Source organism: Streptomyces sp. NPDC007025 (genome assembly GCF_042869455.1).
Lineage (GTDB): Bacteria > Actinomycetota > Actinomycetes > Streptomycetales > Streptomycetaceae > Streptomyces.
In genome coordinates this window covers 46,348-66,843 of sequence record NZ_JBIAFT010000002.1, presented here as the reverse complement: position 1 = coordinate 66,843, position 20,496 = coordinate 46,348, and the positions used below count along the sequence as shown (strand labels likewise).

At 71.1% G+C, this 20,496-nt stretch carries 36 protein-coding genes and 1 pseudogene; 6 read left to right on the top strand and 31 right to left on the bottom strand.

Annotated features, from left to right (window positions below; genetic code table 11):
* Window positions 1-48: 48 nt before the first annotated feature.
* The 29 genes from ACFYMO_RS03755 to ACFYMO_RS03615 all read right to left on the bottom strand — a co-directional run bounded on the left by ACFYMO_RS03755 (window position 49) and on the right by ACFYMO_RS03615 (window position 14,942).
* On the bottom strand, window positions 49-189 hold the full coding sequence (locus tag ACFYMO_RS03755; RefSeq protein ID WP_388543928.1) for a hypothetical protein: 141 nt from the start codon (window positions 187-189) through the stop codon (window positions 49-51).
* Window positions 186-383 (bottom strand): hypothetical protein, encoded by a 198-nt coding sequence (locus ACFYMO_RS03750; RefSeq protein ID WP_388543925.1) that lies wholly within the window; start codon window positions 381-383, stop codon window positions 186-188. The genes ACFYMO_RS03755 and ACFYMO_RS03750 overlap by 4 nt, the downstream gene beginning before the upstream one ends.
* Window positions 380-895 carry a hypothetical protein gene (locus ACFYMO_RS03745; RefSeq protein ID WP_388543922.1) on the bottom strand — a complete coding sequence of 172 codons (516 nt, stop codon included), beginning with the start codon at window positions 893-895 and terminating at the stop codon, window positions 380-382. Before ACFYMO_RS03745 ends, ACFYMO_RS03750 begins: the two co-directional genes overlap by 4 nt.
* Window positions 892-1,212, bottom strand: coding sequence for a hypothetical protein (locus ACFYMO_RS03740; RefSeq protein WP_388543919.1), 321 nt, complete (start codon window positions 1,210-1,212; stop codon window positions 892-894). Before ACFYMO_RS03740 ends, ACFYMO_RS03745 begins: the two co-directional genes overlap by 4 nt.
* Window positions 1,209-1,961 carry a helix-turn-helix domain-containing protein gene (locus tag ACFYMO_RS03735; protein WP_388543917.1) on the bottom strand — a complete coding sequence of 251 codons (753 nt, stop codon included), beginning with the start codon at window positions 1,959-1,961 and terminating at the stop codon, window positions 1,209-1,211. The genes ACFYMO_RS03740 and ACFYMO_RS03735 overlap by 4 nt, the downstream gene beginning before the upstream one ends.
* A complete protein-coding gene (locus ACFYMO_RS03730) occupies window positions 1,958-2,389 on the bottom strand; it encodes a hypothetical protein (RefSeq protein ID WP_388543914.1) in 432 nt (143 codons plus the stop codon). Before ACFYMO_RS03730 ends, ACFYMO_RS03735 begins: the two co-directional genes overlap by 4 nt.
* A complete protein-coding gene (locus tag ACFYMO_RS03725) occupies window positions 2,386-2,994 on the bottom strand; it encodes a hypothetical protein (protein ID WP_388543911.1) in 609 nt (202 codons plus the stop codon). The genes ACFYMO_RS03730 and ACFYMO_RS03725 overlap by 4 nt, the downstream gene beginning before the upstream one ends.
* Window positions 2,991-4,193 (bottom strand): DNA cytosine methyltransferase, encoded by a 1,203-nt coding sequence (locus tag ACFYMO_RS03720; protein ID WP_388543908.1) that lies wholly within the window; start codon window positions 4,191-4,193, stop codon window positions 2,991-2,993. The genes ACFYMO_RS03725 and ACFYMO_RS03720 overlap by 4 nt, the downstream gene beginning before the upstream one ends.
* Window positions 4,194-4,383: 190 nt before the next feature.
* Window positions 4,384-4,620: a hypothetical protein gene (locus ACFYMO_RS03715; RefSeq protein ID WP_388543905.1), complete on the bottom strand. Its 237-nt coding sequence runs from the start codon at window positions 4,618-4,620 to the stop codon at window positions 4,384-4,386.
* Entirely contained in the window at window positions 4,617-5,951 is a 1,335-nt protein-coding gene (dnaB, locus tag ACFYMO_RS03710; RefSeq protein ID WP_388543902.1) for a replicative DNA helicase, read from the bottom strand. Before dnaB ends, ACFYMO_RS03715 begins: the two co-directional genes overlap by 4 nt.
* A gap of 17 nt (window positions 5,952-5,968) precedes the next feature.
* Window positions 5,969-6,889, bottom strand: coding sequence for a MarR family transcriptional regulator (locus ACFYMO_RS03705; protein WP_388543899.1), 921 nt, complete (start codon window positions 6,887-6,889; stop codon window positions 5,969-5,971).
* A 109-nt stretch (window positions 6,890-6,998) separates the two neighbouring features.
* Window positions 6,999-7,277, bottom strand: a complete 279-nt coding sequence (locus tag ACFYMO_RS03700; RefSeq protein WP_388543896.1) for a WhiB family transcriptional regulator — start codon at window positions 7,275-7,277, stop codon at window positions 6,999-7,001.
* Window positions 7,274-7,735, bottom strand: coding sequence for a hypothetical protein (locus ACFYMO_RS03695; protein WP_388543894.1), 462 nt, complete (start codon window positions 7,733-7,735; stop codon window positions 7,274-7,276). The genes ACFYMO_RS03700 and ACFYMO_RS03695 overlap by 4 nt, the downstream gene beginning before the upstream one ends.
* A 99-nt stretch (window positions 7,736-7,834) precedes the next feature.
* Window positions 7,835-8,653 (bottom strand): DNA adenine methylase, encoded by an 819-nt coding sequence (locus ACFYMO_RS03690; protein ID WP_388543891.1) that lies wholly within the window; start codon window positions 8,651-8,653, stop codon window positions 7,835-7,837.
* Window positions 8,650-9,024, bottom strand: a complete 375-nt coding sequence (locus ACFYMO_RS03685) for a hypothetical protein (RefSeq protein WP_388543888.1) — start codon at window positions 9,022-9,024, stop codon at window positions 8,650-8,652. The genes ACFYMO_RS03690 and ACFYMO_RS03685 overlap by 4 nt, the downstream gene beginning before the upstream one ends.
* Window positions 9,021-9,194 carry a hypothetical protein gene (locus ACFYMO_RS03680; RefSeq protein WP_388543885.1) on the bottom strand — a complete coding sequence of 58 codons (174 nt, stop codon included), beginning with the start codon at window positions 9,192-9,194 and terminating at the stop codon, window positions 9,021-9,023. Before ACFYMO_RS03680 ends, ACFYMO_RS03685 begins: the two co-directional genes overlap by 4 nt.
* 73 nt (window positions 9,195-9,267) lie before the next feature.
* Window positions 9,268-10,098, bottom strand: a complete 831-nt coding sequence (locus ACFYMO_RS03675) for a recombinase RecT (RefSeq protein ID WP_388543882.1) — start codon at window positions 10,096-10,098, stop codon at window positions 9,268-9,270.
* The gene (locus ACFYMO_RS03670) at window positions 10,095-11,033 is read right to left on the bottom strand and encodes a YqaJ viral recombinase family protein (protein WP_388543879.1); all 939 of its coding nucleotides are present in this window, start codon (window positions 11,031-11,033) and stop codon (window positions 10,095-10,097) included. The genes ACFYMO_RS03675 and ACFYMO_RS03670 overlap by 4 nt, the downstream gene beginning before the upstream one ends.
* A 110-nt stretch (window positions 11,034-11,143) precedes the next feature.
* Complete coding sequence (locus ACFYMO_RS03665; RefSeq protein WP_388543876.1) at window positions 11,144-11,467, bottom strand: hypothetical protein; 324 nt, start codon at window positions 11,465-11,467, stop codon at window positions 11,144-11,146.
* On the bottom strand, window positions 11,464-11,700 hold the full coding sequence (locus ACFYMO_RS03660; protein ID WP_388543873.1) for a hypothetical protein: 237 nt from the start codon (window positions 11,698-11,700) through the stop codon (window positions 11,464-11,466). Before ACFYMO_RS03660 ends, ACFYMO_RS03665 begins: the two co-directional genes overlap by 4 nt.
* Complete coding sequence (locus ACFYMO_RS03655; protein WP_388543870.1) at window positions 11,697-11,975, bottom strand: phiSA1p31-related protein; 279 nt, start codon at window positions 11,973-11,975, stop codon at window positions 11,697-11,699. The genes ACFYMO_RS03660 and ACFYMO_RS03655 overlap by 4 nt, the downstream gene beginning before the upstream one ends.
* Window positions 11,972-12,358, bottom strand: a complete 387-nt coding sequence (locus ACFYMO_RS03650) for a hypothetical protein (protein WP_388543867.1) — start codon at window positions 12,356-12,358, stop codon at window positions 11,972-11,974. Before ACFYMO_RS03650 ends, ACFYMO_RS03655 begins: the two co-directional genes overlap by 4 nt.
* Window positions 12,355-12,777 (bottom strand): hypothetical protein, encoded by a 423-nt coding sequence (locus ACFYMO_RS03645; RefSeq protein ID WP_388543864.1) that lies wholly within the window; start codon window positions 12,775-12,777, stop codon window positions 12,355-12,357. The genes ACFYMO_RS03650 and ACFYMO_RS03645 overlap by 4 nt, the downstream gene beginning before the upstream one ends.
* Entirely contained in the window at window positions 12,774-13,109 is a 336-nt protein-coding gene (locus tag ACFYMO_RS03640) for a hypothetical protein (RefSeq protein WP_388543862.1), read from the bottom strand. Before ACFYMO_RS03640 ends, ACFYMO_RS03645 begins: the two co-directional genes overlap by 4 nt.
* Window positions 13,106-13,369 carry a hypothetical protein gene (locus ACFYMO_RS03635; protein WP_388543859.1) on the bottom strand — a complete coding sequence of 88 codons (264 nt, stop codon included), beginning with the start codon at window positions 13,367-13,369 and terminating at the stop codon, window positions 13,106-13,108. The genes ACFYMO_RS03640 and ACFYMO_RS03635 overlap by 4 nt, the downstream gene beginning before the upstream one ends.
* Complete coding sequence (locus ACFYMO_RS03630; protein WP_388543856.1) at window positions 13,369-13,644, bottom strand: hypothetical protein; 276 nt, start codon at window positions 13,642-13,644, stop codon at window positions 13,369-13,371. The genes ACFYMO_RS03635 and ACFYMO_RS03630 overlap by 1 nt, the downstream gene beginning before the upstream one ends.
* Window positions 13,641-14,279, bottom strand: coding sequence for a hypothetical protein (locus ACFYMO_RS03625; RefSeq protein ID WP_388543853.1), 639 nt, complete (start codon window positions 14,277-14,279; stop codon window positions 13,641-13,643). Before ACFYMO_RS03625 ends, ACFYMO_RS03630 begins: the two co-directional genes overlap by 4 nt.
* A gap of 88 nt (window positions 14,280-14,367) precedes the next feature.
* Complete coding sequence (locus ACFYMO_RS03620) at window positions 14,368-14,688, bottom strand: hypothetical protein (protein ID WP_388543850.1); 321 nt, start codon at window positions 14,686-14,688, stop codon at window positions 14,368-14,370.
* 2 nt (window positions 14,689-14,690) lie between these two features.
* Window positions 14,691-14,942 (bottom strand): helix-turn-helix domain-containing protein, encoded by a 252-nt coding sequence (locus ACFYMO_RS03615; protein ID WP_388543847.1) that lies wholly within the window; start codon window positions 14,940-14,942, stop codon window positions 14,691-14,693.
* A gap of 155 nt (window positions 14,943-15,097) precedes the next feature.
* Between ACFYMO_RS03615 and ACFYMO_RS03610 the strand changes: the two genes are divergently transcribed.
* From ACFYMO_RS03610 to ACFYMO_RS03600, 3 genes and pseudogenes are all read left to right on the top strand, one after another.
* A complete protein-coding gene (locus ACFYMO_RS03610; RefSeq protein WP_388543844.1) occupies window positions 15,098-15,517 on the top strand; it encodes a helix-turn-helix domain-containing protein in 420 nt (139 codons plus the stop codon).
* A 414-nt stretch (window positions 15,518-15,931) separates the two neighbouring features.
* Complete coding sequence (locus ACFYMO_RS03605) at window positions 15,932-17,308, top strand: integrase (RefSeq protein ID WP_388543841.1); 1,377 nt, start codon at window positions 15,932-15,934, stop codon at window positions 17,306-17,308.
* A pseudogene (locus ACFYMO_RS03600) lies at window positions 17,305-17,442 on the top strand (undecaprenyl-diphosphatase); the annotation flags it as partial. The gene ACFYMO_RS03605 and the pseudogene ACFYMO_RS03600, both read left to right, overlap by 4 nt.
* A gap of 135 nt (window positions 17,443-17,577) precedes the next feature.
* On the opposite strand, the gene ACFYMO_RS03595 reads toward ACFYMO_RS03600, so the two are convergent.
* Both ACFYMO_RS03595 and ACFYMO_RS03590 read right to left on the bottom strand, forming a co-directional pair.
* Window positions 17,578-17,898: a DUF6343 family protein gene (locus ACFYMO_RS03595; protein ID WP_366773441.1), complete on the bottom strand. Its 321-nt coding sequence runs from the start codon at window positions 17,896-17,898 to the stop codon at window positions 17,578-17,580.
* An 84-nt stretch (window positions 17,899-17,982) separates the two neighbouring features.
* A complete protein-coding gene (locus ACFYMO_RS03590; RefSeq protein WP_366773440.1) occupies window positions 17,983-18,231 on the bottom strand; it encodes a DUF6011 domain-containing protein in 249 nt (82 codons plus the stop codon).
* A 151-nt stretch (window positions 18,232-18,382) separates the two neighbouring features.
* On the opposite strand from ACFYMO_RS03590, the gene ACFYMO_RS03585 reads away from it, so the two are divergent.
* The 3 genes from ACFYMO_RS03585 to ACFYMO_RS03575 all read left to right on the top strand — a co-directional run bounded on the left by ACFYMO_RS03585 (window position 18,383) and on the right by ACFYMO_RS03575 (window position 20,465).
* The gene (locus ACFYMO_RS03585) at window positions 18,383-18,613 is read left to right on the top strand and encodes a chaplin family protein (RefSeq protein ID WP_388543837.1); all 231 of its coding nucleotides are present in this window, start codon (window positions 18,383-18,385) and stop codon (window positions 18,611-18,613) included.
* A 140-nt stretch (window positions 18,614-18,753) separates the two neighbouring features.
* A complete protein-coding gene (locus tag ACFYMO_RS03580) occupies window positions 18,754-19,026 on the top strand; it encodes a hypothetical protein (protein ID WP_019358054.1) in 273 nt (90 codons plus the stop codon).
* A 368-nt stretch (window positions 19,027-19,394) separates the two neighbouring features.
* Window positions 19,395-20,465 (top strand): DMT family transporter, encoded by a 1,071-nt coding sequence (locus ACFYMO_RS03575; protein ID WP_366773437.1) that lies wholly within the window; start codon window positions 19,395-19,397, stop codon window positions 20,463-20,465.
* Window positions 20,466-20,496: the final 31 nt, after the last annotated feature.

Here is a 20,496-nt window from a genome sequence, read left to right as displayed (position 1 = left end):
GCAGGGTGCGGGATGGTGGCCCGGCCGTGGGGGCGGCCGGGCGGTGGGCTAGCGGGTGTAGCGGCGGGTGGGGATGGTGGTCTCTGGGTGGGCGCGGAAGGTGGCGGGGACGGACACGGCCGCCGTGATGCTGTCGAGGGCCCGGTCGAGGCTGGCGAGCGTCTCGCGCTGCCGGGCGGGGTCGGTCACGGGTGGCTCCTGTCGAGGTGCTGTCCGAGGTGTCCGCCGTACATGGCGAGGGCTGCGGCGATCTGCTGGCCCCAGCCGTCGGGGTCGTTGGGTCGGCCGGCTGCGTCCCATTCGGCGCCGAGGTCTTGGAGGGTGTTCCAGTAGGCGCGGCAGGAGTCACAGGCTGTGGTGATCTCCTGCCGCTGCCACGTCATGGCTGCTCCTCGATGGCGCGGATGGTGTGGCAGGGCCAAGTGGTGAGGCAGGTGTTGCACCACGGGCCGTGCGGGTTGGAGTCGTCGCGGGCGTGCAGCGCGCGGACGGCGGCGAGCTGGTTCTCCAGCCGGACCGCCACCTCACGCGCCCGGTCACGCTCGGCGCGGAGTTCGGCCTGCTCGGCGTCGGCCACGGCCATGGCGGCGACGGCGAGGTCGTCACGGACGAACCGCAGATCCACGTAGTCCGCTGTGATCGCTTCCGCGTACCGCTCGCGGCGCCATGCGGCGGGTGCTTGGTCTGTCGCGCATCCGCAGCCCCAGTTGTGGGTTTCGGGGGTGGGGCAGTGCTCGGTGTGGTCGAGACCCGCGTCGCACGCCGGGCAGTCGCGGTCCTGTGCGCCCGCCTGCGGCGCGTTCTCGGTGTCGGCCAGGCTGGGTGTCGCCGGAACCCCTGTGGGGCCGTCCTGCGGGCGCACAGCAGGCGTCTCGGGGATGCTGGGATCGGTCATCGGGTCGGCTCCTCGGTGGCAGCCCGGACTTGACCGGCGCGCTTGCGCAGATAGGCCGCCATCTCGCGAACAGCGGCACTCTGCAACTCGGTCTCGTGGTCGAGCCCGCCGAACCTTTCGCGCTCCTCGTGCTCAGTCCGGGCTTGGCGGGCTTCCATCTCGTCGGCGGCGTCGTGGTACGTCTCGGCACGGACGACGGTGCGCACTTCGGCGGCGTGCTGGTCGATGTGGTGCTGGCGGAGCTGGGCGTGCGTCACGCCAGTGGTGAGCGCGTCGTACAGGGCGTCACGGGCGGGGGTGCTGGGGTGCTGGGTCATGCTGCGGTCCTTTCGGCGACTGGGCGGCGTTTGCCGCGGAGGAGGTTGCAGAGGGCGCCGGCGCTGTAGCCGGTCTCGGCAGCGAGCTGGGCGTAGGTGGCGCCCTCGGTCCGGCGTTGACGGAGCTTGTCGAGGTCGGCTTCCGTGAGGAGCCGGCGCCCGTTCCAGGTGCCGGTCTTGGTGCGGACCCGCTTGTCCCGCGGCAGGGGGCGGGGGGTTTCGTGTTCGTGCCACAGGCCGAGGACGGCACGGCGGGCGAGGCGGAGCCGGGCGGAGAACGCGGGCAGGTGCAGGCCGAGAGCATCGGCGGCGGCCTGGTGGTCGCCGGTGGCGGCCAGCGCTTCGATGGCCTGCTGCTGGAGGTCGGTGAGGTGGGGCCAGATCTGGGCGAGTGCATACCGCTCGATGAGGGTTTCGTCCCAGGGGAGGTGGCCGCGGGTCTGCCAGAAGCGCTGGAACCCGGGGAGTGCGCCGCGGCCGGCTTGCATGTCGCGGCGGTCCCAGCCGTGGTGGTGCATCTCGTCGGCGACATGGGCGTTGGAGGCGTGGAGGCCGACGTTGACGAGGTCACGGCGGGTGGGCCGCTCCGGGGTGGTGAGGAGGTGCTCGACGATGGCGTGGTGCACTGCCGCGTACCGGTCGTCGGCGCCGGCCAGGTGCCAGCGGTCGGCGGCGATGGTGTAGCGGGTGACGTGGTCGAGATCGCGCATGCTGTAGCCGTGCAGCAGCGGCTGGTCGGCGGCCCTCACGCGGCGGCCTGCTTGTCGCCGCGGTCCCGGTCCCGGTGGTTCTCGAGTGCCTCGGCGACCTTGATGGGGTCCTCGCCTTTGCGGAGCGCGTCGGCGGCCTGGGTGATGACCGTGTCGAGCCGGGTGATCAGCCTGTTGGTGCGGGCCTTGCGGTCCTCGCGTGCCCGTTCCTCGGCGAAGAGTGACTTCGCCTGGTGGTCCTCGTGTTTCTTGTCGCGCAGCAGGTGGGCGGTGGACAGGAGGCGGATGACGCCGTGGGCGTAGCTGAGCATCGTGGAGGTGTGCCACAGCACCCACGCTTTCTCGTTGATGGCGTCCATGGCGGCCCGCTCCAAGGGGTTGAGGGGCTCGTCCTCGCGGAGGATCGCTTTGGCTTTCGCGGCGGCGTCCTCGTCCCGGGTGTCGTAGGGGTCGGTGATGGGTTTCATGCGGCTGCCTCCTTGGGTGTGGTCGCGGCGGGGGCCGTGCGGGTGGCTGTGTGCCCGCTGGGCGGCCGTTGGTGGTCCGGGTGGGGCTCGGGAGCCTCCCGGTCGCCTGCGGCGCTCTCACGGCCGTGTGGCGGCTCGGCGATGTCGGTGGCGGTGATGAGCCCCCGCGCCATGGCCAGCGCGACGGCGTGGGTAGCGGTGCGGGCACCGAGCCGGCGGTGGGTGGTGCGCAGGAGCCAGCGGACCGTGTCGAGAGACACGCCCATCCGGTCGACGACCTCGTGCGCGGTGCAGCCCCGTGCGGTCCACAGCAGCGCCTCGTGCTGCCGGGCGGTGAGGAGTTCGCTGGACTGCACGGCGGGAGGACTCACATCGAGGAGTCCGGCCCGGCAGGCGAGGAGGACAGCGTTCGGTGCGTTCGCTGCGCCGAGCTTGCGGAACACCTCAGTCATCAACTTGCCGACGCTCTTGCTGTCGATGCCGAACTCCCGGGCGAGGTAGCTGTGCGTCTTGCCGAGGGCGACGAGTCGGAGGGCGTCGAGTTGGTGTGCGCTCAGCGGGCGCTTGCTGGGCCCGCGGCGGGACGACGGCACCGGGCCGGTCATGCGGCACGCTCCAGGGCGGGCTGCCCGGCGGGGGCGAGTCGTGCGGCCGCGGGCATCCGGTCCTGCAGGAGCCGGAGCGCGGCGGCGGCCTGCTGCCGCACCACCCCGTTCCCCAACGCCTTCAGCGCGGCGGGCCGGGTGATGCCCGGGGTGTCGACGACCCAACCGGCGGGCAGGCCCATCATCCATTCGGTGAAGGCGGGGCTCAGGCGTCCCAGATCGTCAACTGGTCGCGGGGCCCGGCGTCCGAGGACGTGCTCCCAGCGTCGGATGGCGGGCCCGTAAGCGCCCCATTCAGTGTCGGGTTGCCCCGGCTGTACGTCGAGCTCGCCCGGTCCCCGTCCGAAGCCGTGGGTGTCGGCAGGAGTTGCCCGCTGAACACGACGTCCGACAGCGTCCACCCGTTGTGGTGCTGCGAGTCGGGGTTCGACCGTCCTGCTGTCGCGTTGCGGGTGCCGGTCGCGTCCCCCGCCATCGGTGTTGGCAGCAGGTGCTCGACCTCGTCGGCCAGCGTCGGCCCGTGCCCCCCGCTCTTGCGTTTGTCCGGGTGCTGCGATCCGCCGTTCACCGCGAGCTGCGCGGTCGGCGTCTTCAGTAGCCGGCCAGGCGCAGATGAAGACTCGCTTGCGGCCGTGGGGAGCGCCGACCTCCGATGCGGCCACCCGCGCCCACTCCGCATCGAACCTGAGGGTGGCCAGGTCTCCGAGTACGGCTCCGAGTGCTCGAAGAGTCCCTCCGGCAGTTCCCTCATCCAGAGCTTCGCTGTCGGGTCCCAGGTCACGGTGGGCTTTTCGGGAAAGGAGTCCTTCGACATTTTCGATCACCAGCAGTCGGGGTCGGAGTACGGAGATGGCGCGGGCCATGTGCGCCCACAGCCCGGAGCGGGTGCCGGGCACCAGTCCGGCGCGTTTGCCGGCGCTGCTGATGTCCTGGCAGGGGAAGCCGCCGGTGAGGATGTCGACCGGGCCGTGCTCCTCGAGGACGGCGTGCCAGTCGATGGCGGTGATGTCGCCCAGGTTCGGCACGGTCGGCCAGTGCCGGTGCAGGATCTGCGCGGGCCACTGGTGCCGGTCGGGCTTGCCGTGCTTGTCGGGCGGCTCGAACTGGGAGTGCCACACCAGGTCGCCGCCGTACACGTCCTGCACGGCCAGGTCGAGGGCGCCGGTGCCGGTGAACAGGGAGCCGATACGCGGGATCATGCGGCCTCCTCCAGTCGGGGCGGGGGTGGGAGGACGCGGCCGGGCACTACGGCCCAGGTGCAGGTCCATATGTGGCGGCAGGCCCGGCACCGGTACGCGGCGGTGAGGGACCCGCGGGCGGCGATACCAGTCGTCGGCGCCGTCGGGCCGGCCAGGCAGCGCGGGCAGCCATCGGCGTAGCCGTTGTCGCTCATGCGGTCTCTCCCTTCCAGTGGGGTGCGCAGTCAGGGCAGGTGGGGCTGGGGATGGGCCCGGAGGCGGCGGTGCCGCACGGCCAGGCCCCGGGGCGCGCTATGTGGTACGGCGGCGCCTCGTCCTCGACTGGCTGCTCGGGCTGCGGGGCGGGCTTGCCGAGGAGCGCGGCGAACAGCGACTTCAGATCGCCCTGCTTGCGGATCTCGGCCATGTCTTCCGGGGTGAAGTTCATGTCGCCGCCATGTCGACAAAACGGCTATAGTGCCCTTGAAACGCCACGGTGATCGTGGCTTGGGGGCCGTCGCGGTGCTTGGCGACGATGACGTCGGCTTCACCGGCGCGCTGCGAGTACGGGTCGTAGGCGTCCTCGCGGTGGAGGAGGATCACGACGTCGGCGTCCTGCTCCAGCGAGCCGGACTCCCGCAGGTCGGACAGCAGCGGCTTCTTGTCGGTGCGCTGTTCGGGCCCGCGGTTGAGCTGGCACAGCACCACCACGGGGACGCCCAACTCTTTGGCCATGAGCTTGATGCCGCGGCTGAGTTCGGAGACTTCCTGCTGCCGGTTCTCGGCCCGCCGTCGGCCGCTGGTCTCGACGAGCTGCAGGTAGTCGATGAGGACCAGGTCGAGGCCGGTCTGCTGCTTGATCTGTCGGCAGCGTGCCTTGATCTGGGTGAGGGTGCGGTTGGGTGTGGCCTCGATGGTCAACGGCGCCTGCTGAAGCTTGGTCAGCGTGTTGGCGAACGCGGCCCAGTCCTGGTCGGCCATCTGGCCGCCGCGCATCTTGTGCAGGCCGATGCGGGCTTCGGCGGAGATGATGCGGTGCTGCACGCCGCGGCGGGACATCTCCAGGCTGAACATGGCGGCGGGCCGGTTGTAGCGGATGGAGCAGGACCGGAGCATGTCCACGCCCAGAGTGCTCTTCCCGAGCCCGGGCCGGCCCGCGATGATGACCATCTGCCCGGGGTGGAGGCCGTGCAGGAGGGTGTCGAGGTCGGCGAAGCCGGTGGGGACGCCCATGCTGCGGCCCTCGGCGGCGAGCTGCTCCAGCTCGGCTGCTACCTCGTGGAGGTCGTCGCCGAGGAGAGCACAGTCGGCTTCCTCGCGGATGGTGGTGACGGAGGCGAGTTCGGCCTGGGCGGCGTCGTGGGCTTCGCTGGCTTCGCCTTCCCCGCTGAATCCGATCTGGGTGATGCGGATGCCTGCTTCGACGATGCGGCGGCGGACGGCGCAGTCGCGGACGATCTCGGCGTAGTAGCCGGTGTTGGCCGGGGTGGTGCCAGCGCTGAGGATCTCGCCGATGTAGGAGGGGCCGCCGACCTGGCCGAGGATGCCGAGCTCGCGGAGGTAGTTGGCGAGGGTGACCTGGTCGACGGGTTCGGTGCGGGTGTAGAGGTCGGTGATGGCGCGGAACAGGGAGGCGTGGGCGGGGCGGTAGAAGTCGTCGGCTTCGACGGTTTCGACGGCGGCGCTGATGGCCCTCTTGGCGAGGATCATCCCTTTGAGGGTGCAGCGTTCGGCGTCGAGGTCCTGGGGTGGGGTGCGCTCGAGGTGTTCGTCGGTCACGGGATGCTCCTGAGGGGTTAGGCGGCGTGGCTGGTCTGGGTGGGGTGGCACTTGGGGCAGGGCCGTCCGTTGCCGTCGGCGTCGAAGAGCTTCCGGAGGTGGCCTTGCTGGGCGGCGACGCGGTTGCCGTCGGCGCATTCGCCGCACCAGGGCGGCAGGTGGTCGGGAACGGGTGCGGGCTTGCGGATGCGCTTGGGCAGGTCTCCGATGCGGCGTCGGAGGATCGGCGGGTAGCTGCGGATGCCGTCGGGGTTCTCGGTGAGCTTGGCGGTGAGCTCGGCGTCGAGGTCCCAGCCCTGGCTGTCGATGGCCTGGAGGAGGTCGGGTGCCATGGCTTTGGCGGTGACGGGTCCGATGGTCCAGGGGTGTGGGAGCTGTTCGAGGAAGGCGGCTGCGTCGGCGAGGTCGTCGTTCTGTTGCTGTCTGCGATCGGCAAGGTTCGACGGCGCCGCGGGGCCCTCGTCCTCCTTGGAGGGGGGAGGGGTCTTAGGGGTAGGGGTAGGGGGAGGTTCTGACCCCGCCTGCCGAGGTCCTGACCTCCCCTTAGGGGAGGTTGTGACCTCCCCTGGCGAGGTTGTGACCTCCCCTTGGCCACTCGAAGGGGAGGTTGTGGCCTCCCCTTCTGCGAGGGTGGGGAACCGGTACCGGCACTGCTTGCCCGGCACCGCATACAGAGCACGACCGTCCTTGCCGAACGTGATCGGGATACGCACCTCGAGGCCGCGCTTCGCCAACCGCTGCAGAGCAGACTTCAGGCTGCCCTGCCCGGTGAGCCCCGCACGCTGCGCCAGGACGTGCGCGTTGAAGTCAGGCCACGTCTTCCGCTGGGGGTCCTCGTCCCGGACGTTCTCGCCGATGGCCACAAGCACCATGCGTTCGGCGGGTGTCAGGTCGGCGGGAGCGTGGAGGAGGACTTCGACGACACGCTTGATGCCCATCACCGCACCTCCGCCCGCAGCGCGGCGCCCCGGCGGGCGGGCTCATGCGCCTGCTGCAAAGAATCCAAGGTCACGGCGTTTCCTCCGGGTCTGACGGGCGGCTTGCTGGCTATGCGGCGGTGCGTGTGGTTGTGGGGTCGAGTGCGGCGCGTTCGCGGGGGGTGTGTCCGCCGGTGATGCCGTGGCGGTCGGCGGCCCGCTGCCCTTGTTCGGCGGTGAGTGCGTCTCGGAGGCACTGCGGTTGGATGGGGCAGCGTGTGTGGCAGATGCGCATCGCTTGGGCGGCTGCGGTCTTCCAGGCGTGGGTGTGGCTGCCGCCGGGCGGGAACCAACGGTCGGGGTCGTCCTGGCAGGGCGCTGGCTCGGGCCACAGGTCGCGGATGGTCATGCCGCCTCCACCAGCAGTTGGGCCTCGGCGGCGGCTTTGGCTGCTGCTTCCTCGGCTGCCTTCTTCGCCTGCTTCTCTGCGGCTCGCTTGGCCTGGAGGTGGCCGATGCACAGGCCGAGTCCGACCTTGGCCCGGTTGCAGCCGTCGGCGGTGCAGATGCGCTCCGGGGGCAGGAGGCCGGCGTCGGCGAACCATTCGCAGATGAGCCGCTCGTAGATGCACAGGCGGGTGGAGGTGGGTTTGATGCCGTATCCGGCGCGGCCGAGGAGGAGCGCGGCTTCGCGGCGTTCGTCGTCGGTGAGGAGGCGGGGGTCGTAGTCGTCGCGGGCGGCCCGCTCGACGGCGATCCAGTCGACGCCGGTGGTCTCGTCGGTGGGCTCGGCGGGGGGTGTGGTGAGCCGGAAGGCGTTGCTGTAGGTGCGGGCGGCGGTGAGGGGCCGGTGTGCGTAGCGGGCCATGTCAGTGTTCCTTCCTGGTGTTGTGGTTGATGGCGGCGCCGAGTGCGAGGCCGGCGAGGATGGAGATGCCGGTCCAGGCGGCGAGGAGGTGGAGGAGGCTCATGCCGAGACCTCCGCGAACAGGTCGTACTGGCCTGCCAGGACCCGGTTTGACCACACGACTTCGGTGCGGTCCTTCGCGGTCTTGGCGTTGCCGGTCATGGTCTGCTGCGTGTAGCGGTTCCAGCCGGCGTACAGCTCGTCGTAGAGCGGGCTGTCGTAGCCGGACAGCACCACTGCGGATCGGCAGTCGTGCAGTGCGGCCGCGAGCTCCCGGTGGTCTGTCTCGCCGCGCATCTCGCACCGGTAGTTGCTGAACGGGCGGGTGGTGCCGAGGTAGGGCGGGTCGACGTACAGCAGCACGTCCTTCGCAGCGCCGTACTTGCCGATGATGTCGAGGGCGGGCAGGCACTCCAGAGACACGGCGGACAGACGTTCCGCTGCGGCGGCGAGCCGGTCGACGTAGGCGGACATGTAGCCCGGCATGCCGATGGTGGAGCCGGCGGGGTCGATGTAGTGCCGCCACCCGGTCTGTCGCAGCGTGCCGGACCGTCCCTGTGCGAGCCGGGACCAAGTGCGGCGAGCCGCCTCCAGCTCGTCGGACGCGGGCTCGTGGCTGACCGCGAGCTCGGTCCGGGAGTGCGGGGTCAGGGCGCAGGCTCGGACCAGTTCGGTGGGCCGCTCGCGCAGGACTCGCCACATGTTCATCAGCTCGCCGTCGAGGTCGTTGACGGTCTCCATCGCAGCTGGTCGCTTGGCGAGCAGGACGGACAGGCCGCCGCAGAACGGCTCGACGTAGTGCTGGTGCTCGGGCAGCAGCGACACGATCCACTTCGCAATGCGGGCCTTCCCGCCGAAGTACGGCACCGGCGGCTTCATGCGGCGGCGCTCCCCTGCTGGCGGGGGCGGCGCTGTATCGCTATGAGGTGGCCCTTGATGGAGAGCTGCCACACCGCCACGGGGTGTCCGTGGGTGGTGGGTGAGGTGGAGGGCACGTACTGCCCGGTGTGTTCGATCACCCCGCTGGAGCGGAGGGCGTTGAAGGCGGCGCCGAGGTGCCCGTGCGCCAGGTCGGGCAGGAGGCCGCGTGCGTCGTTCGCGGAGAACTCGTCCTGCTGGAGGCCGAGCATCCACACGGCCTGCTCCACCAGGAACCGGTCCCAGTCGGACGTGCGGGCGGCGATGGCGGCGAGGGTGGCGTCCCGGTCCGTGGCGGCCAGACGCTCAGCCGGAGACAGGCGGCGGGTCATCGGGCCGCCTCCTCGGTGACGGCGGTGGTGTCCTCCAGCAGGCTGTGGAGGCGGTCGCCAGCGGTGCTGACCTTGCTGGCCCAGATGTCGCCGAGGTCGTCGCGGACGGCGGCGGCTTCTTCGTGGTCGAGTTCGACGAGGATCTTGTTTCCGGTGGTTGAGATCTGCACTGGTGCCTCCTGTGAGTACGGTTGGCTTGGGGCCGCCCCGCCTGTTAGCGGCGGGCGGGACGGCCCGGGCGGGTTACTGGGTGGGGGGCTCGTCGAGGAGTTCGCCTTCGAGGACTTCGCCGGTGTCGGGGTCGACGTCGTCGAGGGGGGCGGCCTGTACGGGCGGCAGGGGCGGCGTATCCGGGGCGGGCTCGGCGGCGACTTCCTTTGCGGCGCGGAGCTGCTCGCGCATGTACTCGGCGGACGTCGGCACCCACTTCGCCAGCCGGCGTACCGCGGTCTTGAGCCACATGGCTTCTTCGTTGGTCTGCCACGGGGAGTACTGCGAGTTGCGGCTGTCGGACTTGGCCTTGGCCTCCATGACCTGCCGCTTGTTGAGGACGACGACCTTGGAGGTGGCGCCGTCCTTCATGACGGCGTAGGCGTACACGCCGACGAGGGGGCCGCGGTCGTCGGCGAACCAGTCGATCTCGTGGATGGGGCGTTCGTCGCGGCCGGGGGTGTAGCGGAAGGTGTCGCTCTGGCGGACGGTCTCGACGATGACGGAGGACACGGCGCCGGCCCGGTAGACGAGCTCGACGATGCCCTGGTAGCCGACGATGCCCTTGATGATCGGCTGGCCGCGGTGGGCCTTGGACTTGCGGGAGGTGAGGTAGAACTGTTCGGTGCCGGGTTCCAGGCCGAGGCGGGCGGCGGTCTTCATCTCGCGGAGGAACACGCCGACGTCGTTGCGGGCGGCCTCCTCGAGGTCTTCGTTGCCGCGGATTGCGCCGACGGCCAGGCGGATCCACTGGTCGAGGTTGATGTGGGAGGGGACGAGGGCGGCGTACTCGTCCCGGTACTGCTGAAGCTGCGCGGCGGGCCCGTCGTCCCTCTTGGCGACGGCGTTGCTGATCTGGTTCATGCGGCGTCCTTCTGCTGGTAGGGGGTGAGGGAGTGGGTGTGGCCGTCGCGGACGGTGCGGTAGGCGATGCGCCGGTCGCCGTGGACGGCGCGGTAGCCGGTGCCGATTCGGTCGAGGACTTCGGCGGCGGCCTGCCGCTTGTGGGCTTCGGCGGTCTTCTCGTCGCGGACGGCGGCGAGGTAGCGGTCGGCGAGTTCGGCGGGGATTTCGACGTCGATGTCGTCGCGGCCCTCGGCCTGGGCGCGGACCGTCTGGTAGGTGGCCGTGCTGTCGTCGATGGCGGGCCGGATACCGTGGCGCACGTCGTGGAGGAACGTGAGGGCGGCTTCGCGCATGAGCGTGGCGTCGGCCTCGTCGTAGTCGACGTGGTATTCGCGGTAGTCGCAGCCGCCGATGAGGACGGCGAACTTCGTCCACGGGAGGCCGAGGGTGTCCATCTGCCACTGCACCTGGCAGCGGTAGTAGATGGGGAACTCGTCCGAGCCAGTGGGGCCCCAGCCGTCGCCGGTGGGTGAGGTCTTCACCTCGAGGAGTCCGTTGGCCTCGTGGGGCACGGTGAACGGGTCGGTGGGCTGGGGGTAGACGAGCCGGTCGGGGGTGGCGCGCTGCCACTCGCGGTCCCGGTGCCGCCACGTGCCCGCGGGGGCCGCGAGCTGGCCGGGGTGCTCGTCCTCCCACTTCTGGGCGACGGGGTCTTCGAGGCGGTTGCCCCACTCGACGGCGGGTGTCATCTCGAACGGTGCGGTGGGCAGTCCGGCTTTCTTGTGCCAGAGGCTGAAGCGGGACTGCCACGGGGAGAGGCCGAGGATGGCGGCGATCTCGGTTGCGGTGACGGTGAGGCCGGTGCGGGCTTCGTCCCATGCGGCTGTGCCGGGGGTGAGGTGTCCGATGAGGATGCCGTCGGGGGCTGCGTAGGGGTGCTCGGTGGTGGGCATGTCGCCTCCTTTCGGGTGTGGTGTGCCGGGGCCACCGCGGTGCGGTGTCCCTGTGGGGTGGTTGGTGGCCCGCGCCGGGGGCCCTTGGTCATCCGCCGGCGCGGGACGAATCAGGCGGCCTCGGCCCGCTCGGTAGCGGCGGCGATGCCGTCGCAGGTGGCCTTGTCGGCGGCCTGTCGGGCGAGGATGCGGCTGTTGTTGGCCGCCGCGCCGAGGAGGAACGCGGTCGCCTCTTCCTCTGCGGTGGACATCGGCATGTTGTCCTCGCGCTCCCGCTCGGCGCCCCAGCAGCGGACGCACAGGAGGGGCTGCTTCTCCCGGTCGCACCACTCGCAGGGCACGGGGATGGCGTGCATGTTGTGGTCGGGCTCGTACAGGAACAGGGGCCGGGTCTGCTTGCAGTGGTCGCAGCGGGCCTCGATCGGCGGAGTCACTGCCCCTCCTTGGGGAGTTCGTGGTTGGTCACGGCGGGGATCGCCCGGGGCCGGCTGCTGCCGTGGAGCCGCGTGTTCTGGTGCGCGGCTTGTTCGGCTTCGACGGCTTCGCGGGCGCCGTCGAGGGCGTCTTGCAGGTCGGCGATCTGCTGCTGCAGGCGGACGAGTTCGCGGAGTGTGGCGAGGGCGAAGGCCATGGCGTAGGTGCACACCTCGGCGGCGGTGCCGTTCACGCGGCCACCCCTCTGGTCCATGCCGCGTCGTTGATGCGGGTCGGGTGGATGGGGATGAGTGGCCCGTACATGGCGTACACGTCGGGCAGTGGGAGGGGCTGGCTGTCGTAGGGCCGGGTGTGGCTGGGGCGGCCGGGCCCGTAGGGGCGGCGGATCGACTGCATCAGCGGCTCACCGGCCGGGCTGTGCTCGCCGGTCCACGTCCAGTGGGTGCCGAACACATCCGCGTGCTCGATGTCCAGGTCGAAGACCGTGCCGTCGTGCGTGAACGTCATCGGGACTCACCCCGCTCGGCGGCCAGTTCGGCTTGGAGGCGCATGACCTCGTCGATGAGTTCCGGCACGGCGGTGCGCGCCTTGGCGATGAAGAAGGCGAGGTTCTCGCCGTAGTCGGGGACGGTCGCGACGTGCCCCGCCTGCGGGTTGTCGGACGGGTACTCGACCCACCAGTCGCCTTCGTCGCTCGGTCGGTAAACCCACGGACCCCGGTAGGTCTCGGGGATGGTGCGGCGGATCTCCTCCAGCCGCTCGTCGGTCATCGGTGCGGCCAGACCCTGCTGGGCGGTGCCGGGCAGGTGGTAGACGAAGCCGTCGATGTCGCCGTTCTGGTTGATGGTGGGCAGGCTGTGGCCCGCCAGCCGCGGTTCCCAGGCGGTCATGCGGCACCTCCAGGGAGCACGTCGATGTGGGTGAGGGCGATGCAGGCGCTGTGGCCGTGGACCCAGACGACGGCGGTGTGGCCGCCGAGGACGGTGGCCCGGCTGCGGGTCGTCGTGTCGATGCGGGTGGCGGTGGCGTCGTCCTCCGGCCGGGCGCCGGGGTAGGCGATGACGCGGGTACCGACGGGATACCGGGCGTTGAACTCGTCGGCCCGGACCCCGGCGGCCTTCGCCTCGTCGGTCATGCATGCGGTGCAGACGTTCATCGACCACCAGTGCTCGCTGGAGTTGGGATCGACCAGCGGCGGGAGCGACGCGCGCAGGTACCGGTCTCCGGGCTGGATTCGGGTGTGGCAGAGGTGCATGTTGCAGCGCTTCGCGGTGCGTGCGGTCCGGTACGTGCGGAGTTCGAGGCTCATGACGCGCCGCCCGAGTTGGGCCAGGTGTTCGTGTGCTGGTCCTGATGGTGTCCGGGGTGTCCGGCGGGGAGCACGCACGGCCGGGTGCCGCTCCGGGGAGTGAGCTTTGCCCCGCACGTTCCGCCCGCCGTCTCACCTACTTCGGCGGCGTTGCGGCGGAGTTCGTCGGCGAGCTCGCAGTGGCAGGCCATCCGCACGGTGTCGCGGTCGCCGTGCTCAGGGCAGAACGCCACGACTTCGGCAGCGGCCTCACGCAGCACCTCGGCTGCCATCTCGCCGCCCTCGCGCAGGGAGACCTTGTTCCATCCGGCAGAAAGCTTCGGGGCGCTCATGCGGCTCCTCCGGGGGTCCAGCCGTTGTAGTCGTCGGGGGTGTGGCAGCGGTCGGGGTGCTGGACGGCGAGTGCGGCGAACGCACCGTCGGCGGTGTCGAGCTGGTGCATCTGCTCGGCGAGACGGCCGTCGTCGGCGCGGTGCCAGGCCCAGGAGTCACCACAGACAGCGCACAGGCCCGGGGCGCGGGGAGCGTCCGAGATGAAGCCGCTGCACTGCTCGTGGCCCTCCGGTGCGGGTGCGGGGATCGTGAGTGCCATCACCGGTCGCCCCTCTCGGTGGCGAGCTGTTCGCGGTCGTTCTGCATGGCGGCCCACCAGCAGTAGAAGAGGGCGCCGAGTGCTTCGTCGCGCTCCTGCTCGGGCAGCAGCTCCCAGGCGAGCCGGCCGATGTCCTCGGGGTAGATCTCGACGACAGAGGTGTCGGCCAGATCGTCGGCGGCCTGGTTCCAGGCGGCCTGCCACGCCGACAGGTGCGGCAGCCGGGCCGTGATGCGGTCGAAAGCGTCCGGCTCGAACGGGGAAGGCATCGTCATCGCCGGTCACCTGCCTCGGCCCGGACCTCGGCGAGCGCGCTGGTGACGGCGGCGGCGATCCGGGACGACAGGTCGGGGTCGTCGCGGTGCGCCAGCACCTCCCAGTACACGGCGCCCTTGACCGCGACCTGCTCCGCCGTCAGGGACGGGCGGGCCTCCAGCTCGGCGACGCGGGCCATCAGCGTGGTGATGAGCTGCTGCTGGGTCTGCATCCACTCGGCGGCCGTGCTGCCGTAGGCGTCGGCGAGCTGGCTACGCAGGGACTCGGCCTCGGCGGTGGCGGCGTCACGGGCGGCCGTCAGCTCGGTGACAGTGGCCCGCGCCCCCTGCAGCTCGGCGCGCACCCGGTCCAGCTCGGTGTGGAGGCGGTCGATGTCGGTGGGCGCCTGGGTGATGAAGTCGGCCCGCCGGTAGCGCTGCTCGTCGCTGTCGCCGTAGACGCGGGCGACCATGCCGGTGGAGGAGAAGCCCTCGTCGAGGGTGATCGTCGCACCGGCCTCGACGGTGTACTCGCCGCCCAGGTCGCGGTAGCTGCCCCACGGCGTGTCGGTGACGGCCTCGCGGCGGTCGCGGATCTCCCGCTCGCGCTCCGGTGTGAGCGGTGTCTGTTCGGTGGGTGTCATGATGTGACGCACGGGGCGCCCCTTTCTTGTGGTTGAGGGTGGTTCCGAGGCCCCTGCTGCCGGTGTGTGGAAGCCCGGCGGTTGGGGCCGTTTGCCGCACTCAGGCGGCGACGGTGGCCGGCTGCTTGACGGTCGGCTTGCGCGTCTTGCGGCCCCGCCCACGGCGCTCGGGAGCGTTCGCGTGCATCTCGGCGATCTGGGCGAGCTGCGACTCGGAGAACAGGAGCCGCCCGGCCATGCGGGTGCAGGGGAACGGGTCGCCCTTGCTGCCGTCGGCCGGCCGGTTGGCCCCGTCACGAAGCCACTTCTGGCCGCTCCAGTCGGACTCGTCCGCGGTGGCGAGTCCGAGGCGGACCGTGGCCTGCTTGACGTTGTAGTAGGTCTCAAGGCCGCGGGGCGTGGGGGTCGGGCGGGGAGACATGGTCACCTCTTCTCTTCGGTGGGCTCCTCGTCGAGTGGTGCGAGGAGCTGGTCGTCGGTGGCGCGTAGGGCTGTGCGGAGCGCGGCGTAGGTGTCCGGCCTCATGCGGGTGCGCGTGCCGGTCTCCAGGCGGCTCAGGTAGCTGGCGGTTATGCCTGCTGCATGTGCCGCTTGTGCCTGGTCGAGCCCGTGGCGCATTCGGATGGTGCGGACTGCCGCCCCGTTCACCTCGAAGGTGGCTGGGGGTTGTTCCATGAAGAGAAGGTAGCCGCTTCTTCTAATGGTTTCTAGTAGAACTGGGCAGTAACTTCATCGTTTCTCGCTGTTTCTCACAGTGTCACTACGGTCCGGAATCAGCCGATCACAGGTGTTCCTGGCGGTTCCTGTGCGTTCCTGAGAAGATGCGGGGCATGCCCTCCACACCCAAGGAACACCGCCTGAGGCTGGCCGAGCAGGTACGCCTACGCCGCACGCAACTGGGAAAGACGAAGGTCGACGTCGCCCGCGACGCCGACCTCAACATCAACACCTACAACCAGGTCGAAGCCGGACAGTCCGTCCGCGACAACACCTACGGAAAGATCGAACCAGCGCTCGGCTGGGCCGCCGGCTCCTGCCAGGAGATCCTGCGCGGCGGCAGCCCCACGACCATCGAGCCGGGCCCCGACGGCTCCGTCATCTCCCCCGTGCAACCCGACGACCTCAAAGACGCGGTCGGCCAGGCAGTGCAGGACGCGGCGGTCGCCACGACCGACCTCCCCGCCCCCGAGATCCGGAAGCTCAAGCAGCAGGTCCTCGAGGAACTCGAACGGCAAGGAAAGTTGCGCTAGCCGTACAACCCTTTCCGTGAGCCAAGTTGTTACATAACCACCAGTCACACCAGCACCAGACACACCAACAAGTGCTGTTGAACATGGGACTATTGGCGCTACTTGGGAGGTTCCAACTTCTCCGGAAGGGGGAAGCTCATGCTGCACTACGAGCCAGTCACGCTCGACCTCGGCGCCGAGTTCTACGGGTTCCGAGGAAAGATCGATGACACAATCGTGTGCGCAACGACGCCCCGAGTCGCGCACGACGCTCACGCCAGAGCCGTCGTGCGCGACCTGGTCAAGCGTCAAGGAGGTGACTGTGCGCTCTGCCAGGGATGCCCCGTAGCCCACCTGGCCTAGCGCACCGTCGAGCGGGAACGCGCGGCGGACAGGGGGTGCCCGCCGCGCACCGCCGTACCGGAGGAGCATGCGATGCCGTACATCGAGCGGCGAGGACGCAGCGTTCGAGTGCGGTGGGACACCGGCCGCGTCGACCCCGACACCGGCAAGAAGATCTACGACTCGCTGTCGTCCACCGACTGGAGCGAGGACGAGGCATACGACTACGGCCTCGACCGGGAAGCCGACGTCCGCAACGACCGGTACATCAGCCGGCGCGACGGCTCCATCCTGATGCGGGACTACTGCCGCACCTGGCCCGACACCCTCGATGTCGGCCACCTGCGCCTGCACAACGTCCGATCGTTCATCCGTCTGTACATCGAGCCCCGCTGGGGCGACGTCCCCGTGGGCGACATCAAGCCCAGCCAGTACCGGCTGTGGGAGAAGGAGCTCAAGGCCCGGCCGAACGTCGGGACCCGGTATGCGGGTGAGATCCTGCTGGTCTTCTCGATGATGATGGACGACGCGGTCGACGACGGGCTGCGGGCCGCCTCCCCCGTGAAGCGCAAGAGCCGCCGCGGGAAGTACAAGAAGAAGCCGCGCGAGAAGAAGCGCGAAATGCGCATCGAGGACGTGCACCGTCTCGCACTCAACGCGCTCGCCTTCTGGGGTCTCGACGGCTACGTCTTCATGTACACGATGCCGTTCACCGGGATGCGCCCCGGGGAGCTGTACGCCCTGCGCCGCGAGTTCTGCCACCCCGCCTGGCCGGCGTCGGATCCGGACCCGGAGCGGCGCGAGGAGTCGCTGCAGCGCTACCGCGGGGACGAGCCCATGCCGGCGCTGCGCGTCGAGTGGCAGTACCAGCGGGAGAACGGCACCGGGCCCATCAAGCTGTTCCCGCCGAAGTACGAGTCGTATCGGGACCTGGTGGTGCCGGCGTTCCTCGCGGAGCTGCTGGAGATGCTCCTCGACTCGCACGAGGCGCCGACCGTGTTTCGCGGTATCGGCGGCGGGTCGCTCGCCAACGCGAACTTCACCTACCACTACTGGCGGCCCATCGCGGACGGCAGGGAGAGCCGCGAGAGGTACGAGCGTGTGCGGCTGGGTCAGCAGCAGACGGCCGGCTCACGGCGGCCGGTGCCGGAGCTGCCGGCCACGGGCTATGCGGGGAAGCGCCTGTACCTGCTGCGGCACGGGCACAAGGAGTGGTTGGACGAGGACGGGCACAGCCGGATCGCGACGGAGACGCGCATGGGGCACGAGGTGGCGGGCGTGGAGGGCCTGTACGCGAACGTGACAACGGGCATGGAGCGGGCCATCATGGAAACGCTGCAGGCCAGGTGGATGCGGTTTGTCGCCCGGGAGGGTGAACGCCTGTGGGAGTCTTCTCCCATTCCTCTCCCACCGCCGCTCATGGAGTGGATGAAGGCGCAGGTCAAGGCCGCCGAAGAGTTCGATGGATGACCTGGTTCATGCGCTTCATCTCCACCCGCAGCTTCATGCCGTTCGTCATCTACCGGATCCTGCTCGGGGTGGCCCTCTTCGCCCTGATGGCGGCAGGTGTCCTCAGCCCGCACGCGGGCCAGCCGGTGGGCTGAGCACCCCGCGGCACGCGGTTCCGGAAGCCCACGGCCCGCGCGCCGGGCCCCGGGGCTGAACCGGGAGTCCCCAGGGGGAACCGGGAAGCTCCCGGAGCCGGACCGGACCGGAAGACTCCCGGAGCGCCCGTCGGCTCAGTGGCGGCGCCGCTGCCGCTCCTGCGCCCGCCTGCGCCGGAGCACCAGCAGATCGACAGCCGCGATCAGCGCCAACGCGGCGCACAGCGCCGCCAGCACGGTCAGCACCCGGTCGCTGGGGGTGCTGTGGCTGTCCGAGGCCGCGGCCCACCAGGCGAACAGCGCGGCGGCCGCGGCGAAGAACGGCACTCCGACGGACGACAGCAGAGTGCGCAGCCACAGGTCGCTGCGCGCGGTCACCGGTTCCGTGCCGGAGCGGGAACGCCGGGAGCGGCGGTCGTCGTTCCGGTCGGGCCCGGGCTGCGGTGGCTGGGACACGGGGAGCTGCCTTTCGCCGGTGTGCTCCCCCATGATTCCCGTCGCGCCGCGGAATCCCCGTGCAGACGCGCCAGGAGCCGCCGGTCACAGCCCGGGCAGCACGTCCTGGTCGACCTCGTTCCGGGGCGGTTCGGGGGCGGTACGCAGGGACAGCTTGTGCCGGCAGTCGGGCCCCAGGCCCCAGAGCCGGGAGGCGCGGTCGCGCAGTGGCTGCCCGCACATCCGGCACAGCACCCGTCGTCCCCCGACCGGCCGGCTGCCGGGGAGCGCCACCGCCTCGGCGCGTTCGCCGTGCTCTCCTCCGCCGCCGTGCGGCTCCTCCTCCGCGGCCATCCGCGGCCCCCTTCCGCTCCGTCCGGGCGGTTCCCCGCCGGCTCGCACCGTACCAACGCGCCCACCCGGGCGGAGCAGGCCGAAGTGCGGGGGGCGGCGTGCACGCCCACGGTGGGCGTGGAGAAAACAACCACCTCGCACGGGAGAGCACATGCGTATCCGTACGGCCCTCGTGGTCGGCGCCCGCAGCGCCACCGCACTGCTCGGCTCCACCGGAACCACCGCCGCCGCCGGCGGCGATCCGGTGGTGGGAGTGACCGGCAAGTCGCCCGGCATCCTCTCCGGCGACAACGTCCAGGTACCCGTGAAGGTGGGTGCGAACGTCTGCGGCAACCCGCTGCTGAGCCCGGCGGCGCAGAACTACTGCAAGAACGACTTCTAGGTCACACCAGCGCAGCATCAGCACGTCGGCCGACGGACCCCGCCCCCGCACCGCGGAGGCGGGGTTCCGTCGGTTCGCGGGGAGCGATCCGCCCGCTGAGCGGTTGTGCCGTCGGGGAAGCGGGCTGCCACACTTGCGGCATGGACAACTTCTACCGCGGTCCCGCGACCTTGCTGACCGGGGCCGCCGAGGTGCCGGTCGACGTAGCGCTGTTCACGGAGACCACCGGCCCCGGCACCAAGTGGTCCGGCACCATGAGGCCCGAGGGCGACCAGCGGCTGTGGACCGAACTGGAGGGCGACACGGCCCGGCTGCGGCTGGCGGACGGCCGCGTGTGCCGGGTGACCGTGCTCGGCAGCGGGTTCGGTCCGGTCGAGGTCTCGGGCGAGGGGCCGTTCCCCGCGGAGCCCTGACGGGCGGTCTTCCGTCTTCCGCGCCCGGTCGGCGGCACCGCGCCGACGTGACGGCCCGGGCACACCCCGGCGCGGTCGGTCGGGCCGTCCATGGCACCGGACGGCCCGACCGACCGCGCCGGCCCGTGCACCGTTCGGCGGGGCCGGCCCCCGACCGGCGCCGGCGGGCGCCGCCCGGATCCGGCCGGGCCGACTCCGGCACACCCGGCGTCCACCGGGAGACATCACCTGACAGGGGGAGACGGAGCCGTGCCGTACTCCGCTGGTGGTACATCAAGACGGTGCCGGCAGGTGACGACAGGCCGTCAGGAATACGGAACCGTGGAGGGCATGAACGCGATGCCCGACCGGTGCTGCACGGAGCGGATATGAGCGCGCTGACCATGGCGGTGGCGCTCTCGCTGGTATCCGCGGTGAGCTACGCACTGGCCGCGATCGTGCAGGAGAAGATCGCCAGCTCGACCGAGCCGAGCCGGTGGAGGCTGTTGCGGTCCGGGATGTGGTGGACCGCAGCGGCCCTGCAGGGGGCGGGAGCCCTGCTGCACGTGGCGGCGCTCGCCCAGGGTCCGCTGACCGTCGTCCAGCCGCTCGGCGTGCTCACGCTCGTCCTCGCCGCCCCGCTGGCGGCGCTTCTGGGACGGCGGCCGGTGACGCCCTCCGCGTGGCGGGGCATCGTGCTGGTCTCGGCCGGTCTTGCCGGCATCCTGCTGCTGACCGGGGACACCGGCGTGGGTTCCCTCGACCGAGGCGGCCAGTTCCTCCTCGCGGGCTGCGTCCTGGGCCTCGTCGCGTTGCTGGCGGGCGCGGCGGCAGCGGTACGGCGTACGGTGCACGGCCGCCCCGGCGGCCGTCTCGGCGCCCTGCGGAGCACGGCGCTGGCGCTGGCCGCCGGGGTCGCGTACGGCGCTGCTTCGGTCTTCGTCAAGTCGCTCGCCGAGGGCTGGGCCTCGGCCCCGCTCTCCGTCTCCGTGGCGCTCGCGGGTCTGACGGTGGTGCTGGCAGCCACCGGGCTGGCGAGTTCCCAGGCGTCCTACCGGGACGGCGGGCTGGCGACGCCGCTGGCGACCGCCACCGTGGCCAACCCGGTGGTCGCCGCCGCGGCCGGGATACTGCTGCTGGAGGAGAGCTTCCGGTACGGCGCGACGGGCACGGTGCTGGCGCTGGCCGCGGGCGCGCTGATCGCCTGGGGGCTGGTCGTCCTGACGTCCGACAGCGCGCGGCAGGCACGTACGGAGGAGCCCGGGTCGTCGTCCCGGCGCGCGGCCCGGCCGGGACCGGCCGACGCACCGGATCGTGCCGACGGGCCTGACCGCGGTCCGGCAGCGGAGTCCGCGGTGCTGCGGACGTCCGAGGCGGAGGTGCTCAGCATGGTCCCCGGCCCCCGCACGTCGCCGGCGCATCCCGCCGGTGGCCGCGCGGTGTCCGTGTCCGCGCGGTGAACTGGCCGCGCCGCGCCCGCCCCGGCACGCC

Bases quoted from the DNA above. Each gene is read 5' to 3' on its own strand.
- ACFYMO_RS03750 (WP_388543925.1), bottom strand. From the start codon at position 383: ATGACGTGGCAGCGGCAGGAGATCACCACAGCCTGTGACTCCTGCCGC.
- ACFYMO_RS03745 (WP_388543922.1), bottom strand. From the start codon at position 895: ATGACCGATCCCAGCATCCCCGAGACGCCTGCTGTGCGCCCGCAGGAC.
- ACFYMO_RS03740 (WP_388543919.1), bottom strand. From the start codon at position 1,212: ATGACCCAGCACCCCAGCACCCCCGCCCGTGACGCCCTGTACGACGCG.
- ACFYMO_RS03730 (WP_388543914.1), bottom strand. From the start codon at position 2,389: ATGAAACCCATCACCGACCCCTACGACACCCGGGACGAGGACGCCGCC.
- ACFYMO_RS03725 (WP_388543911.1), bottom strand. From the start codon at position 2,994: ATGACCGGCCCGGTGCCGTCGTCCCGCCGCGGGCCCAGCAAGCGCCCG.
- ACFYMO_RS03720 (WP_388543908.1), bottom strand. From the start codon at position 4,193: ATGATCCCGCGTATCGGCTCCCTGTTCACCGGCACCGGCGCCCTCGAC.
- ACFYMO_RS03715 (WP_388543905.1), bottom strand. From the start codon at position 4,620: ATGAACTTCACCCCGGAAGACATGGCCGAGATCCGCAAGCAGGGCGAT.
- ACFYMO_RS03705 (WP_388543899.1), bottom strand. From the start codon at position 6,889: ATGGGCATCAAGCGTGTCGTCGAAGTCCTCCTCCACGCTCCCGCCGAC.
- ACFYMO_RS03700 (WP_388543896.1), bottom strand. From the start codon at position 7,277: ATGACCATCCGCGACCTGTGGCCCGAGCCAGCGCCCTGCCAGGACGAC.
- ACFYMO_RS03695 (WP_388543894.1), bottom strand. From the start codon at position 7,735: ATGGCCCGCTACGCACACCGGCCCCTCACCGCCGCCCGCACCTACAGC.
- ACFYMO_RS03690 (WP_388543891.1), bottom strand. From the start codon at position 8,653: ATGAAGCCGCCGGTGCCGTACTTCGGCGGGAAGGCCCGCATTGCGAAG.
- ACFYMO_RS03685 (WP_388543888.1), bottom strand. From the start codon at position 9,024: ATGACCCGCCGCCTGTCTCCGGCTGAGCGTCTGGCCGCCACGGACCGG.
- ACFYMO_RS03675 (WP_388543882.1), bottom strand. From the start codon at position 10,098: ATGAACCAGATCAGCAACGCCGTCGCCAAGAGGGACGACGGGCCCGCC.
- ACFYMO_RS03670 (WP_388543879.1), bottom strand. From the start codon at position 11,033: ATGCCCACCACCGAGCACCCCTACGCAGCCCCCGACGGCATCCTCATC.
- ACFYMO_RS03655 (WP_388543870.1), bottom strand. From the start codon at position 11,975: ATGACGTTCACGCACGACGGCACGGTCTTCGACCTGGACATCGAGCAC.
- ACFYMO_RS03650 (WP_388543867.1), bottom strand. From the start codon at position 12,358: ATGACCGCCTGGGAACCGCGGCTGGCGGGCCACAGCCTGCCCACCATC.
- ACFYMO_RS03645 (WP_388543864.1), bottom strand. From the start codon at position 12,777: ATGAGCCTCGAACTCCGCACGTACCGGACCGCACGCACCGCGAAGCGC.
- ACFYMO_RS03640 (WP_388543862.1), bottom strand. From the start codon at position 13,109: ATGAGCGCCCCGAAGCTTTCTGCCGGATGGAACAAGGTCTCCCTGCGC.
- ACFYMO_RS03635 (WP_388543859.1), bottom strand. From the start codon at position 13,369: ATGGCACTCACGATCCCCGCACCCGCACCGGAGGGCCACGAGCAGTGC.
- ACFYMO_RS03630 (WP_388543856.1), bottom strand. From the start codon at position 13,644: ATGACGATGCCTTCCCCGTTCGAGCCGGACGCTTTCGACCGCATCACG.
- ACFYMO_RS03620 (WP_388543850.1), bottom strand. From the start codon at position 14,688: ATGTCTCCCCGCCCGACCCCCACGCCCCGCGGCCTTGAGACCTACTAC.
- ACFYMO_RS03615 (WP_388543847.1), bottom strand. From the start codon at position 14,942: ATGGAACAACCCCCAGCCACCTTCGAGGTGAACGGGGCGGCAGTCCGC.
- ACFYMO_RS03610 (WP_388543844.1), top strand. From the start codon at position 15,098: ATGCCCTCCACACCCAAGGAACACCGCCTGAGGCTGGCCGAGCAGGTA.
- ACFYMO_RS03605 (WP_388543841.1), top strand. From the start codon at position 15,932: ATGCCGTACATCGAGCGGCGAGGACGCAGCGTTCGAGTGCGGTGGGAC.
- ACFYMO_RS03590 (WP_366773440.1), bottom strand. From the start codon at position 18,231: ATGGCCGCGGAGGAGGAGCCGCACGGCGGCGGAGGAGAGCACGGCGAA.
- ACFYMO_RS03585 (WP_388543837.1), top strand. From the start codon at position 18,383: ATGCGTATCCGTACGGCCCTCGTGGTCGGCGCCCGCAGCGCCACCGCA.
- ACFYMO_RS03580 (WP_019358054.1), top strand. From the start codon at position 18,754: ATGGACAACTTCTACCGCGGTCCCGCGACCTTGCTGACCGGGGCCGCC.
- ACFYMO_RS03575 (WP_366773437.1), top strand. From the start codon at position 19,395: ATGAGCGCGCTGACCATGGCGGTGGCGCTCTCGCTGGTATCCGCGGTG.